This window comes from Curtobacterium sp. ODYSSEY 48 V2, from assembly GCF_023712625.1.
GTDB lineage: Bacteria > Actinomycetota > Actinomycetes > Actinomycetales > Microbacteriaceae > Curtobacterium.
Genome location: NZ_JAMAXX010000005.1, coordinates 195,815 through 210,767 on the forward strand (window position 1 = coordinate 195,815; position 14,953 = coordinate 210,767).

Annotated in this window: 15 protein-coding genes; 7 read left to right on the forward strand and 8 right to left on the reverse strand. The window is 73.3% G+C overall.

All coding sequences use genetic code 11. The features are described 5' to 3' along the window. Window positions 1-48: 48 nt before the first annotated feature. A complete protein-coding gene (locus M3666_RS09495; protein WP_251155080.1) occupies window positions 49-972 on the forward strand; it encodes a L,D-transpeptidase in 924 nt (307 codons plus the stop codon). Between the two features lie 6 nt (window positions 973-978). On the opposite strand, the gene M3666_RS09500 is transcribed toward M3666_RS09495, so the two are convergent. Together M3666_RS09500 and M3666_RS09505 are read right to left on the reverse strand one after the other, a co-directional pair. After that, entirely contained in the window at window positions 979-1,527 is a 549-nt protein-coding gene (locus tag M3666_RS09500) for a gluconokinase (protein ID WP_066654701.1), read from the reverse strand. Next, window positions 1,527-3,092 carry a GntP family permease gene (locus M3666_RS09505; protein WP_251155081.1) on the reverse strand — a complete coding sequence of 522 codons (1,566 nt, stop codon included), beginning with the start codon at window positions 3,090-3,092 and terminating at the stop codon, window positions 1,527-1,529. Before M3666_RS09505 ends, M3666_RS09500 begins: the two co-directional genes overlap by 1 nt. 255 nt (window positions 3,093-3,347) lie before the next feature. On the opposite strand from M3666_RS09505, the gene M3666_RS09510 reads away from it, so the two are divergent. Next, window positions 3,348-4,088: a FadR/GntR family transcriptional regulator gene (locus tag M3666_RS09510; RefSeq protein ID WP_251155082.1), complete on the forward strand. Its 741-nt coding sequence runs from the start codon at window positions 3,348-3,350 to the stop codon at window positions 4,086-4,088. 370 nt (window positions 4,089-4,458) lie between these two features. Here the strand turns inward: M3666_RS09510 and M3666_RS09515 are convergent, their stop codons facing one another. The 5 genes from M3666_RS09515 to M3666_RS09535 all read right to left on the reverse strand — a co-directional run bounded on the left by M3666_RS09515 (window position 4,459) and on the right by M3666_RS09535 (window position 7,960). Further along, a complete protein-coding gene (locus tag M3666_RS09515) occupies window positions 4,459-5,067 on the reverse strand; it encodes a GNAT family N-acetyltransferase (protein WP_209682310.1) in 609 nt (202 codons plus the stop codon). Between the two features lie 53 nt (window positions 5,068-5,120). Beyond that, the gene (locus tag M3666_RS09520; RefSeq protein ID WP_251155083.1) at window positions 5,121-5,801 is read right to left on the reverse strand and encodes a uracil-DNA glycosylase; all 681 of its coding nucleotides are present in this window, start codon (window positions 5,799-5,801) and stop codon (window positions 5,121-5,123) included. 5 nt (window positions 5,802-5,806) lie between these two features. Continuing rightward, a complete protein-coding gene (locus M3666_RS09525) occupies window positions 5,807-6,526 on the reverse strand; it encodes a Type 1 glutamine amidotransferase-like domain-containing protein (RefSeq protein ID WP_251155084.1) in 720 nt (239 codons plus the stop codon). After that, window positions 6,523-7,056, reverse strand: a complete 534-nt coding sequence (locus M3666_RS09530; RefSeq protein WP_235426338.1) for a phosphoribosyltransferase — start codon at window positions 7,054-7,056, stop codon at window positions 6,523-6,525. Before M3666_RS09530 ends, M3666_RS09525 begins: the two co-directional genes overlap by 4 nt. 94 nt (window positions 7,057-7,150) lie before the next feature. Further along, on the reverse strand, window positions 7,151-7,960 hold the full coding sequence (locus M3666_RS09535) for an SDR family oxidoreductase (protein ID WP_251155085.1): 810 nt from the start codon (window positions 7,958-7,960) through the stop codon (window positions 7,151-7,153). 71 nt (window positions 7,961-8,031) lie between these two features. On the opposite strand from M3666_RS09535, the gene M3666_RS09540 reads away from it, so the two are divergent. After that, window positions 8,032-9,129 (forward strand): acyltransferase family protein, encoded by a 1,098-nt coding sequence (locus M3666_RS09540; protein WP_251155086.1) that lies wholly within the window; start codon window positions 8,032-8,034, stop codon window positions 9,127-9,129. Window positions 9,130-9,133: 4 nt separating this feature from the next. Here the strand turns inward: M3666_RS09540 and M3666_RS17235 are convergent, their stop codons facing one another. After that, window positions 9,134-9,676, reverse strand: a complete 543-nt coding sequence (locus M3666_RS17235; protein ID WP_374109576.1) for a DivIVA domain-containing protein — start codon at window positions 9,674-9,676, stop codon at window positions 9,134-9,136. On the opposite strand from M3666_RS17235, the gene M3666_RS09550 reads away from it, so the two are divergent. The 4 genes from M3666_RS09550 (at window position 9,585) to M3666_RS09565 (ending at window position 14,883) form a co-directional block, all read left to right on the forward strand. Further along, a complete protein-coding gene (locus M3666_RS09550; RefSeq protein WP_066654715.1) occupies window positions 9,585-10,916 on the forward strand; it encodes a bifunctional o-acetylhomoserine/o-acetylserine sulfhydrylase in 1,332 nt (443 codons plus the stop codon). The two genes, M3666_RS17235 and M3666_RS09550, sit on opposite strands and share 92 nt — an antisense overlap. Before the next feature lie 104 nt (window positions 10,917-11,020). After that, window positions 11,021-12,220, forward strand: coding sequence for a homoserine O-acetyltransferase (locus M3666_RS09555; RefSeq protein ID WP_251155087.1), 1,200 nt, complete (start codon window positions 11,021-11,023; stop codon window positions 12,218-12,220). Window positions 12,221-12,406: 186 nt separating this feature from the next. Continuing rightward, window positions 12,407-13,564 carry a sensor histidine kinase gene (locus tag M3666_RS09560; protein ID WP_066654721.1) on the forward strand — a complete coding sequence of 386 codons (1,158 nt, stop codon included), beginning with the start codon at window positions 12,407-12,409 and terminating at the stop codon, window positions 13,562-13,564. After that, window positions 13,561-14,883: a hypothetical protein gene (locus tag M3666_RS09565; RefSeq protein WP_066654722.1), complete on the forward strand. Its 1,323-nt coding sequence runs from the start codon at window positions 13,561-13,563 to the stop codon at window positions 14,881-14,883. The genes M3666_RS09560 and M3666_RS09565 overlap by 4 nt, the downstream gene beginning before the upstream one ends. Window positions 14,884-14,953: the final 70 nt, after the last annotated feature.

Here is a 14,953-nt window from a genome sequence, read left to right on the forward strand (position 1 = left end):
GACACGCTCACGGCCGCGATCTGGTGAACTGGGTGCGGGAGGGGACACATGCGACGCAGGACCTGGGGCATCACGATCGCCGCGGTGGCGGCAGCGACGCTGGCCGCGGTGGGGATCGGCGCGGCCGTGCAGCAGCCGGGACCGGCGGCCACGACCGCCGCACGGGCGACGTCGGTGCCGACCCGGACGGCCACCCCGACGCCGACACCGAGGCCGACGCTGCCCGCGATCCCGGCTGCCGCGTCCGACGCCGAGCTCGCGGCACTCCCCCTGGCGTTCCACGACGCGGTCGTCCCGGAACTCCTCGACGGCAGCACCGTCCGACCGGACAACCAGTGGCAGATCGCCACCCCGAAGCAGCGCCTCGTCGCGCTCTACGCCGCCCCCTCGGCGGATGCGCGCCCGGTCGCCACACTCGCCTCGACGGTCTCCACGATCGAGACGCCCGCAGCGACCGCCGTCTGGGGCCGGTCGGACGGGGAGGACGGCGGCATGGTCCTCGTGTCGACCCCCGCCCGGAACCGCACGCCCGGCGACGGCGGCGACCCGACCGCGCCGAGCGCCACCTTCGCGTGGGCGCGTGCGTCGGACTTCTCGATCGCGTCGGTCGACCGGATGGTCCGCGTGGACGTCGCCGCGTCGACGGTGTCCGTCGTGCACCAGGACGACTCGGTGTCGGCGTCGGAGCCCGCCCGCCTGGGGACCCCGGACGACCCCACACCCACCGCGACCGCGACGTACGTCGAAGCCGCCTACGTCGATGCGCGCGTGACCTACACGCAGGGCAACCCGATCATCCTGACCGGGGCGCACTCGTCACGCATCCCGCAGTACGGCGGCAACGCGGCCCTCACCGCCCTGCACTACTACCCGGACCCGAACGGCAGCTCGCACGGGTGCGTCCGGATCTCCGCGGCGATGACGAAGACGCTGGCCGAGCTGCCCGTCGGGACCGCGATCTGGTTCACCTGACGTCGGTCACCGGCCGGTGGCGAGCCCCAGGCGCTCCACGACGTCGGCGCTCTCCTCGTCGGGCGAGCGCTCGGCCGACACGGTCAGGTGCGCCTCGTCCGGCTGCGGCGGCTCGAGCGTCGCGAGCTGCGAGGCGAGCAACGACGTCGGCATGAAGTGCCCGGCCCGTGCGGACATCCGCTGCTCGACGAGGGCGGGGTCGCCGGCGACGTGCACGAACACCACGCCGGGCGCCCGGAGCACGTCGCGGTAGGAGCGCTTCAGCGCCGAGCAGGTGACGACCCCGGGGGCGTCGTCGGCCAGATGCGACCGGATCCACTCCGCGATCGTCCCGAGCCACGGCCAGCGGTCCTCGTCCGTGAGCGGGGTGCCCTCCTCCATCTTCGCGACGTTGGCGGGCGGGTGCATGTCGTCGCCCTCCGCGAACTCCCACCCGAGCCGCGCTGCGACCGTCGCGGCGAGCGTCGACTTGCCGGAGCCGGAGACCCCCATCACCACGAGGACGCGCGGCTCGGTGCCGTCGGTGCCGACCGGAGCGTCGTCGGTCGCCGCCATCAGAAGAACACCCCCGCGATGAGCACGCCGACCAGACCGATGACGGAGATGAGGCACTCGAGCACCGTCCACGTCTTGAACGTCTGCCCGACCGTGGTGCCGAGGTAGCCCTTGACGAGCCAGAAACCCGCGTCGTTGACGTGCGAGAGGAACACCGACCCGGCGCCGATCGCCAGCACGAGCAGCGAGGTCTCCGGCGTGGACAGGTCGGCTGCGATCGGTGCCATGATGCCGGCGGCGGTGACGGTCGCGACGGTGGCGGAACCGGTGGCGACGCGGACGAGGGCGGACACCACCCACGCGACGAGCAGGACCGAGATGCCGGACTCCTGCACCGCGTCGGCGATCACCCCGCCGATGCCGGTGTCGATGAGCACCTGCTTGAAGCCACCGCCCGCGCCGACGATGAGCAGCACGCCGGCGACCGGGGGCAGCGCGTCCTCGAGGGACTTCGCCACGGCGCTCCGGTCCATGCCGCCGCCGATCGCGAAGAAGACCATGGCGAAGACGGTGGCGATCCCGATGGCGATCATCGGGGTACCGAGGAAGTCGAGCAGCGACACCCAGCCGCCCGCGGCGTCGGGGGCGACCGCCTCGCGGACCGCCTGGGCGAGCATGAGCACGACCGGCAGCAGGATGCCGACGAGCGCGACGGCGAACGACGGGCTGCGCGGTTCGCTGATGACGCGGGTGAAGTCGCTCTTGCCGTTCGGCAGGGACGCGGTGTCCTTCGTGGCGGGGCCGCGACGTGCCTCCCGGCCGGCGTGCGCGGGGTCCGACGGCCCCGAGCCACCGCTGCCGGACGTGCCGGAACCGCGCGAGCCGAACATGGCCGGTGCGGGGATGTCGACCCAGCGGGCCGCGAAGCGCGCGAAGACGGGACCGGCCAGCACGATCACCGGGATCGCCAGGACGATGCCGAACGCGAGCGTCGTGCCGAGGTTCGCGCCGACCGTCGAGACCGCGACGAGCGGCCCGGGGTGCGGCGGCACGAAGGCGTGCATGGTGGAGAGGCCGACCAGGGCGGGCACCGCGATCTTCATGATCGGGACACCGCTGCGCTTCGCGACCAGCACGATGATCGGGATGAGGAGCACCAGGCCGACCTCGAAGAACATCGGGAGGCCGATCAGCGCGCCGATGAGCGCCATCGTCCACGGCAGCGCGGCCTTCGACGAGCGACGGACGAGGGTGTCGACCACGCGGTCGGCGGCCCCGGAGTCGACGAGCATCCGACCGAACATCGACCCGAGGCCCACCAGGATGCCGACGCTCGTCATCGTCGACCCGAAGCCGGTGCCGAAGCTCGTGACCGTCTTGTCGGGCGCCAGACCCGCACCGATCCCGACCCCGAGCGCGCCGATCGTCAGCGCGACGAACGGGTGCACCTTGAGCCAGGTGATCAGCACGATGATGACGACGATGCCGAGCAGCGCCGCGACGATGAGCTGACCGATCGGACCGGACGGGTCGACGGTCTGCGTGCCGCCGCCCTCCGCGGCCAGGACCGTGAGGCCGTGCACCGCGTCGGCCGCCGCGGTTCCTCCGGTGGGTGCGTGAGGCATCTGTGCCCCTTCCTGGAGCCGCTGCCTCGCGGCTCCGTCGCCTTCGTGTGCGTGTCGTACGCTCCGGACGGCCGCTCGGCGCGGCCGCCCCCGGGTGTCCGATCGGGCACCCCAATAATCTGATAAATCAGACTGTACAACGATCTGCCGCGCGGCACCCGCCGTCCGGCGCATTCTGCCGCTTCGATGGAGTCCGCGTCACAGGGACGGGACCGTCACGCGCCGTCCGTCCCGCAGAGCACGACCGGAGGAACGATGACCACCGCCCGCGGCCTCCATGCGCACGTGCTCGAGACCCTCGGCCAGCGCATCGTCGACGGGGTGCTGCCCGCCGGCACCGTCGTCCGACCGGAGCTCGTCGCATCCGAGTCCGGCGTCTCCCGCTCCGTCGTGCGCGAGGCCCTGCGCGTCCTGCAGTCCCTCGGCCTGGTCGAGCCCCGGCAGCGGGTCGGCACGCAGGTGCTCCCCGTGTCGTCGTGGGAGCTCCTGGCGCCGACCGTCATCCGGTGGCGCGGCGCCTCGCCCGCGTACTTCGTGCAGCAGCGGGAGCTGCTCGAGCTCCGTCTCGGGGTCGAACCCGTCGCAGCGGCCCTCGTCGCGGGGAACGCCGGAGCGTCCGACGACTCCGGCTCGCCCGGCGACACCGGCTCGCCCGGTCAGGCGGTCCTGCTCGCGGCGCGGGACATGCTCGACGCCTGGGGCCGGGAGGACAGTCGCGCCTACCTCGAGGCCGACGTCCGCTTCCACCGCGCACTCCTGACCGGGTCGGGCAACGCCGTGTTCACGCACTTCGCCGGCACCGTCGAGGCACTCCTGCGGACGCGGACGTCGGAGTCGCGGGACACCATCTCCCGCTGGACCCGCGACGCCGCGGTCCGTCACGAGGCGGTGGCGCTCGCCGTGGTCGCCGGGGACGCCGCCGCTGCCGGCGAGGCGGCCACGGCGCTGCTGCGCGTGACCCGTGACGAGTTCATCGCCGAGGCGCCGGGCGCCTGACGGAACCGGGCGAGCCCGGCGCAATCGGGCGGACCTGACGGAACCGGGCGTACCTGACGGAACCGGGCGTACCTGACGTTCCCAGAGCACCAGGGACGCCCGGAACGACCAGCCATCGCACACGTCATGGGAAGGATCGGGCAGCCGGGAGGCTCGGGGCGACCCCGCCACGCGCCTCCCGCCCGGCGCCGCCCGACACCGAAGGGCCCGCACCCGTGCAGGACGCCGCAGGATGCTCGAGACGCCGACCGGGTGGCGAGACGCCGCGATCCGGGCGGCGTCTCGCGCACGTCGAGGGCGCTCCGCGCCGACGCCGGCGTCTCGCGCACGTCGGACACCGCCACGAGGGCGCAGCCTCGGAGCGCTCGCGTCAGCGCCCGGCGCGCGCGAACAACCGTGGGCCGCGCAGGCGCAGCCGCATCGTGACGGTGCCGAGCCAGCGGTCGTACTTGTAGCCGACCTTGCCCATGCGGCCGACCTCCTCGAAGCCGAGTCGCTCGTGCAGCCGGATCGAGGCCTCGGCCTGCCGGTCGGCGATCACGGCGATGACCTCGCGGACGCCGGCGGCACGGCACTCCGCGAGCAGCGCCTCCATGAGAGCCCGTCCGAGACCCTTCCCGCCCGACGCGGCACCGAGGTAGATCGAGTCCTCGACCACGTGGTTCGACCGGTCGCGGGGGTTCCAGGGGTCGACCAGGGCGTAGCCGAGGATCTGCCCCGAGGGGTTCTCGGCGACGAGGAACGGCAGCCCGCGCCGGCGCACCTCGTCGTAGCGCTGCTTCCAGCGGGCGAAGGTGAACGCCGACGGGTCGAAGGTCACCGACGAGTTCCGGACGTAGTGCGTGTGGATCTCGCGCACGTCCGGCAGGTCCCGCGGTTCAGCGGCCCGGATCGTGTACGAGAACGTCGCCTCGGCGGGCACGGGCGCACGCAGGTGTCGCGGCAGGACACGACGGCGCTGGTATTCCTCCTCGAGCACGGTCCGAGCCTACGGGCTGCGATGCGCCCGGGGCCATCGCACCACGAGGGGTGTCAGGCGGGGAGCGTCCAGTCGACCGGGTCGGCACCCTGCTCGCGGAGGAGCGCGTCGACCTGCGAGAACGGCCGGCTGCCGAAGAACCCGCGGGAGGCGCTGAGCGGGGACGGGTGCGCCGACGCCACGACCGGGGTGTCGCCGAGCAACGGGCGGACCGACGCGGCCTGCGCGCCCCACAGCACGGCGACGAGGGGCTTCCCCCGCGCGACGAGCGCACGGACGGCCTGGTCGGTGACGGCCTCCCAGCCCTTGCCGCGGTGGCTGCCGGCGGCACCGTCCTCGACGGTCAGCACCCGGTTGAGCAGGAGCACGCCCTGCTCCGACCACGCCCGCAGGTCGCCGTGCGGCGGGGGCGTCACCCCGAGGTCGTCGTGCAGTTCGCGGTAGATGTTCGCCAGGCTGCGCGGGACCGGTCGCATGTGCGGGTCGACGGCGAAGGACAGTCCGATCGGGTGTCCGGGCGTCGGGTACGGGTCCTGGCCGACGACGAGCACCTTCACGTCGTCGAACGGCTGCGTGAAGGCACGCAGCACGACGTCACCGGCCGGCAGGTAGCGCCGACCCGCGGCGACCTCGTCGCGGAGCCAGTCGCCCATCCGGTGCACGTCGGCCTCGACCGGCGCGAGGGCCTCGGCCCACCCGGGGTCGACGAGGTCGCGCAGCGGGTGCGGGTGCACGGGGGTCAGGCGCCCATGGTCGCGACGGAGACGGACTCGTCGCCGGCGACCACACGCCAGACGCTGCCCGTCCCGCGGACCTCGAGCGCACCCTCGCCGACGACCAGCGCGGTGTCCTCGTCGATCGCGAGCCCGGCCGTGACGAACTCCGCCTCGGCCGCCGCGATCAGTCGGGCCAGCGTGCCGGCCTGCACGGCGTGCACGTCGATCGTCAGGTCGACCAGCCCGAGCCCCTCGCGGAGCTCGACCTCGTCGAGGCCCTCGGACGACTCCTGCGGGCAGACCTCGACGCCGCCGATGCGCCACCCGCCCACGAGCGCCCGGTCTGCCGCGACCATCGCACCGGCGGAGTAGCCGAGGTACGGCAGTCCGTCGGACACGAGGAGCCGGATCTGGTCGACGAGGGGCTGGATCGCGTCGAGGTACGCCGGGGTGACCCCGCCGCCGATCACGAGCGCGTCCACGTCGCTCAGGACCGTCGTGGCGAAGACCTCGCCCGCGCCGACCTCGGTCACCAGGACCTCGGCCTGTCGGGCGCCACCGAGGACCTCGGCGATGTCGGCGGTCGACGACGGGGCGGCACCGGACGGGCCGGCCACGGAGAGCAGGGCGATCCGGGGCACGCTCCGGCCGACCGCGGCGGAACGCGCGGCGGCCTCGGCCAGGAACGGGGCGGCGACGTCGGCCGCGACGAGGGGACCCCCGCCGACGAGGTGGATGCTCACGACTCGGCCGTCACCGGGGCGAGGGCGCTCCACGGGAAGGTGATCCACCCGTCGACACGACGCCACACGTGGTCGGGCTCGAGCACGGTGCCGGGCTTCGAGTACAGGCAGGCGCTCCGCACGTCGGCGCCGGCGTTCCGGATGATGTCGACCACCAGGCGCAGGGTGCGGCCGGAGTCGGAGACGTCGTCGACCACGAGGACGCGCTTGCCCGCCAGGCTCGGCGCGTCGAGGGCGGGCGAGAGGATGACCGGCTCGTCGAGACGCTGCTCGACGTCGGTGTAGAACTCGACGTTGATCGAGCCGCACTCCTTGGTGCCGAGCGCGTACGCCACGGCGCCGGCGATGATGAGCCCGCCGCGCGCGACCGCCACGACGACCTCGGGCTCGAAGCCGGACGACAGGACGTCCTTGGCGAGCAGCCGCGCCGCGTCACCGAACTCCAGCCAGCCGAGCACCTCGGGCCCGCTCGTCACGGTCACGGTCGAGGGAGCCTGCGCGGCTTGCCCGGGTTCGCTGCTGATCGGCATCCGCCCACGGTACCGGCAGGGAGCCACCCGCCGCGACCCGCGCCCGGACACCGCGCGCGCCGGGACCGGCGCACGGCCCCGGACGGGCCCGGTGTCAGCTCCGGGGCGTCAGCGGCCCGCGGGCGAGCTTGTGCTGTGCCGACTGCGCGACCGGTCGCACCGTCACCAGGTCGAGGTTGACGTGCGCCGGCAGCTCGACCGCGTGCACGACGGCTTCGGCGACGTCCTCGGCGACGAGCGGCCCCGGCACGTCGGTGTACACCGCCTCGGCCTTCTCGCGGTCGCCCCGGAAGCGCGTCAGGGCGAACTCGTCGGTCTTGACGAGCCCGGGCGCGATCTCGACCACGCGCAGCGGCTCGCCGTTCAGCTCGAGCCGCAGGGCGCCGACCAGGGCGTGCTCGGCGAACTTGGCGGCGTTGTACCCGCCGCCGTTCTCGTAGGCCACGTGTCCCGCGGTGCTCGTCACGGTCACGATGTCCGCGACCCCGGCCGTGGCCGCACGGCGCCGGAGCTGCGGCAGCAGGGCGGCGGTGACCCGCTTCGTGCCGATGACGTTCACCTCGAACATGGCGCGCCAGTCCTCCACGTCGGACTCCTCGACGCTCGCCGAACCGAGTGCTCCGCCGGCGTTGTTCACGAGCACGTCCGCGCCGCCGGCCTCGTCCACCCGGGCGGCGAGCGCCGCGACGGCGTCGGCGTCGGTGACGTCCGTGACCAGGAACGACGCCCCGGTCTCCGCGGCGAGCGCCTCGAGCCGGTCCTGGCGACGGGCGACGGCGAGCACCTGCCAGCCGCGCTCGCGGAACAGCCGAACGGTGGCGGCACCGATGCCGGAGCTCGCCCCCGTGACGACGGCGAGCCGCTCGGTGGTGTCGGGTCGACCGGTGTCGGGACGTGCTGCCATGGCTTCCTCCAGTGGGTGTCGGCACCACCGTACCGACCCGTCGAGGTCACGATCCGGTAACGTGACCGGCCATGACGACGGACGCCGCTCCCCCCGCGCCCTCGGCTCCGGCGACGCCGCTCGAGCCGGGCCGGTCGCCGCGACGCATCCCGATGTGGGACACGGCTCGGTTCGTCGCCGTCACGCTCGTCGTGATCGGTCACGCGATCCAGCGGCAGACGGCCGGCAGCGAGCACGCCCTCGCGCTCTACACCTTCATCTACGCGTTCCACATGCCCGCGTTCGGCGTCATCAGTGGGTACTTCTCGTCGGCGGCGACCCCGACCGCAGAGCGGATGCGGCGGACCTTCACGGACATCGTGGTGCCGTACATCGTCATGCAGACGATCTGGACGGTGGTGCAGGCGATCGTCGAGGGCGGCAAGGAGTTCAACCCGACGAAGCCGACCTGGACGCTGTGGTTCCTGCTCGCGCTGGGGATCTTCCGGCTGATCCTGCCCTACCTGGCGATCCTGCGGTGGCCGCTCGTCTGGGCCGTGGTGCTCAGTGTCGGCGTCGGGTACCTCGACAACGTCGACTCGACGTTCTCCCTGGGACGCGCGATCAGCCTGCTGCCGTTCTTCCTGCTCGGGTGGCAGGTCAAGCAGTGGGGGGTGTTCGACCGCTGGTACGAGGCCCCCCGCCGGGTCGTGGTCCGTCTCCGCGCGGCCGCGGTCGTCGTCTTCGCGGTGTGGGCGGCCGCGTGCGTGCTGTTCATCCCGCAGTTCAAGGGCTTCGACCTGCACCACTGGTTCTTCTACGACGACTCGTACTCCGGGCTCGGCGAGGACGCCTGGTGGGCCGGCAGTGTCCGCCTCGGCCTGGTGCTGCTCGCCACCGTGCTGACGGCGTCGTTCCTGCTGCTCGTGCCCCGCAGGACGGTCTGGCTCACCCGGTTCGGCGCAGCGACCATGTACGTCTACCTGCTGCACACGTTCGTGCTCTACCCGATCCGCGAGTCCGGCGTCCTGGCCGGGGAGCACTCGGCGTGGCCGTACGTGCTGCTCATGGTCGCCGTGGCGTGCGCGGTGAGCCTGTTCCTCGCGCAACCGTTCGTGCGGCGCGGCATGCGCTGGCTGCTCGAGCCGAACGTCGACTGGCTGTTCCGCCGGGAGCCCGTCGAGCGCTGACCGCTCAGCGGGCGAGTGCCCGGAGCGCGACCACGACCTCGACGAGGAAATCGTCGACCTCGTCGCAGTCGTACCCGGACTTCATCCGGGTCCGACGGAAGCGCCAGGTCGTCCACGTCGTCCTGCGAGTACCCGTTCCGGAACACCGTCGGCTGGAACTTCCTGTCCGCCACGTCCTGAGCGCGCACGACGCCCCCTCTCGTCCCGTCCGATCCTGCCAGGCGGGGGCCGACGCGTCCGGCCGGGAGGCACGGCGCACCGCACCGCGCCGCTGCCGTCCCTCGGCTGGTCGCGTCGACTCCACGGACGCGCCACGCACGCGCGTTACGTCGCGAGGCGGCCCCGCTGGTGCCCGCCCCGCCACCTGCGTAGCGTGACGGACGTCGCGACGACGCCCCGGGCCTCCCGGTCGTCCGCGGCGACGCCATGACGGACCGAACCCGACAGGAGCCCCGATGAGCACGAACGACGCAGCCGCCTGGCGGTTCGAGACGACGCAGGTCCACGCCGGCGCGCAGCCGGACCCGACCACCGGCGCACGGGCCACGCCGATCTACAGGACGACGTCGTACGTGTTCGAGAACTCGGACCACGCCCGCGACCTGTTCGCGCTGGCGCAACCGGGCAACATCTACTCGCGGATCATGAACCCGACGAACGACGTCGTCGAGCAGCGCATCGCCGCGCTCGAGGGCGGTACGGGCGCGCTGCTGGTGTCGAGCGGTCAGGCGGCCGAGACGTACGCCGTGCTGAACATCGCGGGGGCCGGTGACCACATCGTCTCGTCGTCGTCGATCTACGGCGGCACGTACAACCTGTTCAAGTACACGCTGGCGAAGCTCGGCATCGAGACGACGTTCGTCGAGGACCAGGACGACCTCGAGGAGTGGCGTCGCGCCGTCCGCCCCAACACGAAGCTCTTCTTCGCCGAGACGATCGGCAACCCGCGGATCAACGTGCTCGACATCGCGGGCGTCAGCAGCGTCGCGCACGAGTCCGGCCTGCCGCTCATCGTCGACAACACGATCGCGACGCCGTTCCTCATCCGGCCGTTCGAGCACGGTGCCGACATCGTGGTGCACTCGGCGACGAAGTTCCTCGGCGGCCACGGCACCGTCATCGGCGGCGTGATCGTCGACGGCGGACGGTTCGCCTGGTCGGAGCACGCCGACCGCTTCCCGGAGTTCAACTCCCCCGATCCCTCGTACCACGGCGCGGTGTTCGCGCAGGCGGTCGGCAACGAGCTCGCCTACGTCGTGAAGGCCCGGGTGCAGCTGCTCCGCGACCTCGGCGCGTCGAACTCGGCGGACACGGCGTTCGCGCTGCTCCAGGGCATCGAGACGCTGTCGCTGCGCATGGAGCGGCACGTGGCGAACGCCCAGGAGATCGCGGAGTGGCTCGACCGGCACCCGGAGGTGGCCTCCGTGTCGTACGCCGGGCTGCCGACGTCGCCCTGGTACGCGGCGGCGAACCGGTACGCGCCGCGCGGTGTCGGTGCCGTGCTGTCGTTCGAGCTCAAGGGCGGGGTGCCGGCCGGCAAGGCGTTCGTCGACGAGCTGCGGCTGTTCTCGCACCTGGCGAACATCGGCGACGTGCGCTCCCTCGTCATCCACCCGGCGTCGACGACGCACTCGCAGCTCACGCCCGAGCAGCAGCTCACCACCGGGGTCACCCCGGGCCTGGTGCGGCTCTCGGTCGGCATCGAGAACGTCGAGGACCTCCGTGCGGACCTCGAGGCGGGGCTCGCGGCGGCGCGGGCCGTCTCGCAGGAGGGCCAGCGGGCGTAGCGCCCCGGCCCGGCCCGTCCCCCTCGCGGAGCACGCGCCGGTGACGCGCCGGGCATGACGTAACACGGCGGAGGTGGGGCGTGCCTCCCGGCAGACTGGACACGATGGACTGGCAGACGATCCCCGAGGACTCGGTCCCGTCCACCCTCGTGCCCGGGACCGAGCTCGGGACGCTCGGCAAGCCGCCCGTGACCGGCGCCTGGCGTCCCGGCGACCACCCCGGCTCCCGGCGGTTCACCGCGCTCGGCGAGCAGTGGGTGCGCGGCGGACGGATCCCGTCGGTGCGGGTGGCCTACGAGACGTGGGGCGAGCTGGACGCCGCGCGCAGCAACGCGGTGCTGCTCCTGCACGCCATGACCGGCGACTCGCACGTCACCGGTCCGGCCGGACCCGGGCACCGCACGGCGGGCTGGTGGGGCGACGTCGTCGGACCGGGCCTGGCGATCGACACCGACCGGTGGTTCGTCGTCGCCCCGAACATGCTGGGCGGGTGCCAGGGCACGACCGGCCCGTCCTCGGTGGCGCCGGACGGCGTCGAGTGGGGGTCACGCTTCCCGTTCGTGACCGTCCGCGACCAGGTCGCGGTCCAGGTGCAGCTCGCCGACGCGCTCGGCATCGACGTCTTCGCCGCCGTCGTCGGCGGCTCGATGGGCGGCATGCACGCGCTCGAGTTCGCGGTGGCGCACCCCTCCCGGGTCGCCCGGCTCGCGGTCCTGGCGTCGACCGCCCAGACCACGGCGGACCAGATCGCCGCGAACTCGCTGCAGCGTGCCGCGATCCAGACCGACCCCGCGTACGCCGGCGGCGACTACTTCGAGGCGGCGGTCGGCGAAGGACCGCACCGCGGGCTGTCGCTCGCGCGGCGGATGGCACTGATGACCTACCGCGCGCCGGACGAGCTCAACGGGCGGTTCGCGCGGTCGTGGCAGAGCGACGTCTCCCCGCTCGGCGACGACGGTCGGTTCTCGGTCGAGAGCTACCTCGACTTCCACGGCAACCGGTTCACCCGGCGGTTCGACGCCTCGTCGTACGTCGCGCTCACGCACGCGATGGACTCGCACGACGTCGGGGCCGGGCGCGGCGGGGTGACGGCGGCGCTCGCGGCGGTGACCGCCAGGACGCTGGTCGTCGGGGTGTCGAGCGACCGTCTGTTCCCGCTCGAGGACCAGCACCGGATCGCGGCGGGGATCCCCGACACGCTGGACGGGGACCGGGCCGCGGTGCTCGACAGCGAGTTCGGACACGACGGCTTCCTCATCGAGCACGAGGCGGTCGGGGCGCACCTGCGACGGCTGCTCGACTGAACGGCCCGGTACGGCCGCGGCACGGGCGCGGCGCGCCCGGCGCACCCGCGGACCGATCTGTCCACGTCCGCGTGCCGAACACCCCACAACGGGTGGGCCGCGTGGAATGATGGCGACGGGTACCCCGCCCGCGGGGTCCGGCGAACCACCGGACCCGACCGAACCGACGTCACCACCAGGACACCGATGGACTTCATCGCACAGGAACGCGACCGCTTGCTGCGGTCGACGACCCGTGTCGTCGGCATCACCTGCGCCCTGGTCTCCGTCGTCGGCATCGTCAGCTCGCTCGCGGTCCCCCTGGTCCCCCTGCTCGGCGCACTCGCCTGCATCGCGGTGCTCATCGCGGCGCTGCTCGTCTTCGGCACCAACGGGTCGGTGTGGTGGACCGCCCTCGCACTCGCCTCGGGCCTCGGGGCCCTCGCGCTCCTGCTGCTCGGTGCCGACCCCGACGTGCGGTCCGTCGTCGCCAGCGCCGTCGTGCCGCTGGCGGCCGGGTCGTTGTCCGCCCCGCTGATGGCGCAGCGCGGCGCGCCGGTCGGGCTCGCGATGACGATCGTCGCCGGTGTCGCGGCCGTCGGCGCCGTCGTCTGGGCCTCGGGCGGCCCGCTCTCCGGCCCGACCGCCGGTGTGGTGCTCGGCTGGGTGCTCGTCGCCGTGGTCTCGGTGTGGATCGCGCGCAGCATCCCCCGCGTCGCCCGGCGCATCCAGAGCATCGGCACGGCGCACCGTGCGGAACGGCAGGCGAGCGAGACCGAGGCGCAGCGACGCCAGGGCGCCCGACTGCTGCACGACACCGTGCTCGCGACCCTCACGCTCCTGGCCCACTCCGGGGTCGGCGTGTCCGAGCAGGCGATGCGCGAGCAGGCCGCCGAGGACGCCAGGCTCCTCCGGCACCTGCGACTCGGCGCGACCCCGCAGCCCCAGCAGTCCGGCGACTACTCGCTCACCCGCGTCGAGGAGTCGCCGCTCGGCCAGACCCTCGAGTCCGTCAAGCAGCGCTTCGGCCGGATGGGGCTCGAGGTCAGCTGGCACGGCACCGGTCAGGTCCTGCTGCCGTCGAACGTGCTCGACGCGTTCCTGCTGGCCCTCGGCGAGTGCCTCGAGAACGTCCGGCGCCACGCCGGCGTCGGTGAAGCGCACGTCACGATCGTCCACGACCAGGAGACCGTCCGCGCGATGGTGACCGACGCCGGTGTCGGCTTCGACCTCGACGCGGTGAGCGCGGAGCGCCTCGGCTACAAGGAGAGCGTCGTCAACCGCCTCCGCGAGGTCGGCGGCGACGCCAAGCTCTTCTCCGCCCCGGGATCGGGCACCACCGTCGTCCTGGAGGCTCCCCGATGACCCGCGTCCCCGAGGACACCATCAACCGCGGGCTCCCGGGCGAGACCGTGCAGCCGGCACCGCGCACCCGTCGCGAAGCGCGCGAGCGCTACCGGGGCAGCGAGCGACGGCAGGCCCGCGGGCTCCCCTCGACCTCGACGGGTGCCCGTTCGCTCCGGCAGGCCGCCAAGCCCGGTGCGTCGCTCGGAGCCGGCTACCTCGGCCTCGGCGCCGCGGTCCTCACCGCGATCGAGGCCGTCGCCGGCATCGTCTTCTTCCTGGTCCGGCTGCCGGACTACGCGAACCCGTGGCTGCCCGCCGGCGCCTGGGCGCTGTACCTGGTCGCGGCGATCGGCGTCGGCCTCAGCCTGATGACCTACGGCGAGCGGCTCACCGGCACCGCGTTCGCGCTGATCTGCGCCGTCCTGGCGTGCGTCGTGACACTCGACTTCGTCGGGATCCTCCCCGAGCACGACATCGCGCACACCGCCAGCGCCTCGGTCGCCGCCGGCTTCGCCCTGCTCCCGGTGGCGACGCTCCGGCCCGCGCGCGAGGTCGCCGCCGCCATCGCGGTGCTCGGTCTCGGGTTCGCCGTGATGGCGGCCGTGTCGACGCCGATCACCCCGGCGACCCTGCCGGGCATCGTTTCGCTGCTGGCGCTCGTGGTGGTCCCGCCGTCGATCGCACTGTTCGTGGTGCACCGCTTCCGCCAGCTCGTGCAGCGCGAGCTGGACCGGGTGCTCGTGCAGAGCAACGTCCAGGCGCCGCAGTTCGCCGTCGGGATGCTCGCGTCGGACGAGCTCGCCCGGCTCGACCTGGCCGCCGAGAAGCTCCTCGACGCCGTCGCGAACGGCTCGGACCCGCTGCCGCTCTCGGACGCCTCGGCCTCCGTCGCCGCGTCGCTGGCGACGGAGCTGCGCCTGCACCTCATCGAGGGACGCCGCGAGACGTGGCTGTACCACGCGATCACGGAGTCCGACCACCTCGGGCGCGCCGTCAGCGTGGCCGATCCGCAGTCCCTCGCCGGGCACCTCGGCCCCGCCCAGCGGGACGGCCTGCTGCAAGCCCTGTGGCAGATGGTCGGCGACGGTCGCCCCGCACAGCCGGGTGCCCCCGTCGTCTCGGTCACGCTCGGTCCGATCGGCTCCGACGGGCACCCGGTGTCCGACGAGCGCATGGACGTCCCGATCGTGTTCGAGTCGCGCGGGACCCCGCGCCGACGCCTCGGCCCGACCGCGTGGAGCGCCCTGCAGCGCATCGGCCCGTACACCGAGTCGTTCCGCGACGGCGTGCTCCGCGTCGTCTCGCACTGCGTCGTCGATCGACACCCGTCGATGTAGACGGGCGCGAACTGCCGGACACCCGGCCGACATCCCCAGCCCGGACGGTCCCGACACCTAGGATCGGCGT

What these genes read in the sequence shown, in the direction of transcription:
- M3666_RS09495 (WP_251155080.1), top strand. Translation starts at nt 49, where the DNA reads ATGCGACGCAGGACCTGGGGCATCACGATCGCCGCGGTGGCGGCAGCG.
- M3666_RS09500 (WP_066654701.1), bottom strand. Translation starts at nt 1,527, where the DNA reads ATGGCGGCGACCGACGACGCTCCGGTCGGCACCGACGGCACCGAGCCG.
- M3666_RS09505 (WP_251155081.1), bottom strand. Translation starts at nt 3,092, where the DNA reads ATGCCTCACGCACCCACCGGAGGAACCGCGGCGGCCGACGCGGTGCAC.
- M3666_RS09510 (WP_251155082.1), top strand. Translation starts at nt 3,348, where the DNA reads ATGACCACCGCCCGCGGCCTCCATGCGCACGTGCTCGAGACCCTCGGC.
- M3666_RS09530 (WP_235426338.1), bottom strand. Translation starts at nt 7,056, where the DNA reads ATGCCGATCAGCAGCGAACCCGGGCAAGCCGCGCAGGCTCCCTCGACC.
- M3666_RS09535 (WP_251155085.1), bottom strand. Translation starts at nt 7,960, where the DNA reads ATGGCAGCACGTCCCGACACCGGTCGACCCGACACCACCGAGCGGCTC.
- M3666_RS09540 (WP_251155086.1), top strand. Translation starts at nt 8,032, where the DNA reads ATGACGACGGACGCCGCTCCCCCCGCGCCCTCGGCTCCGGCGACGCCG.
- M3666_RS09550 (WP_066654715.1), top strand. Translation starts at nt 9,585, where the DNA reads ATGAGCACGAACGACGCAGCCGCCTGGCGGTTCGAGACGACGCAGGTC.
- M3666_RS09555 (WP_251155087.1), top strand. Translation starts at nt 11,021, where the DNA reads ATGGACTGGCAGACGATCCCCGAGGACTCGGTCCCGTCCACCCTCGTG.
- M3666_RS09560 (WP_066654721.1), top strand. Translation starts at nt 12,407, where the DNA reads ATGGACTTCATCGCACAGGAACGCGACCGCTTGCTGCGGTCGACGACC.
- M3666_RS09565 (WP_066654722.1), top strand. Translation starts at nt 13,561, where the DNA reads ATGACCCGCGTCCCCGAGGACACCATCAACCGCGGGCTCCCGGGCGAG.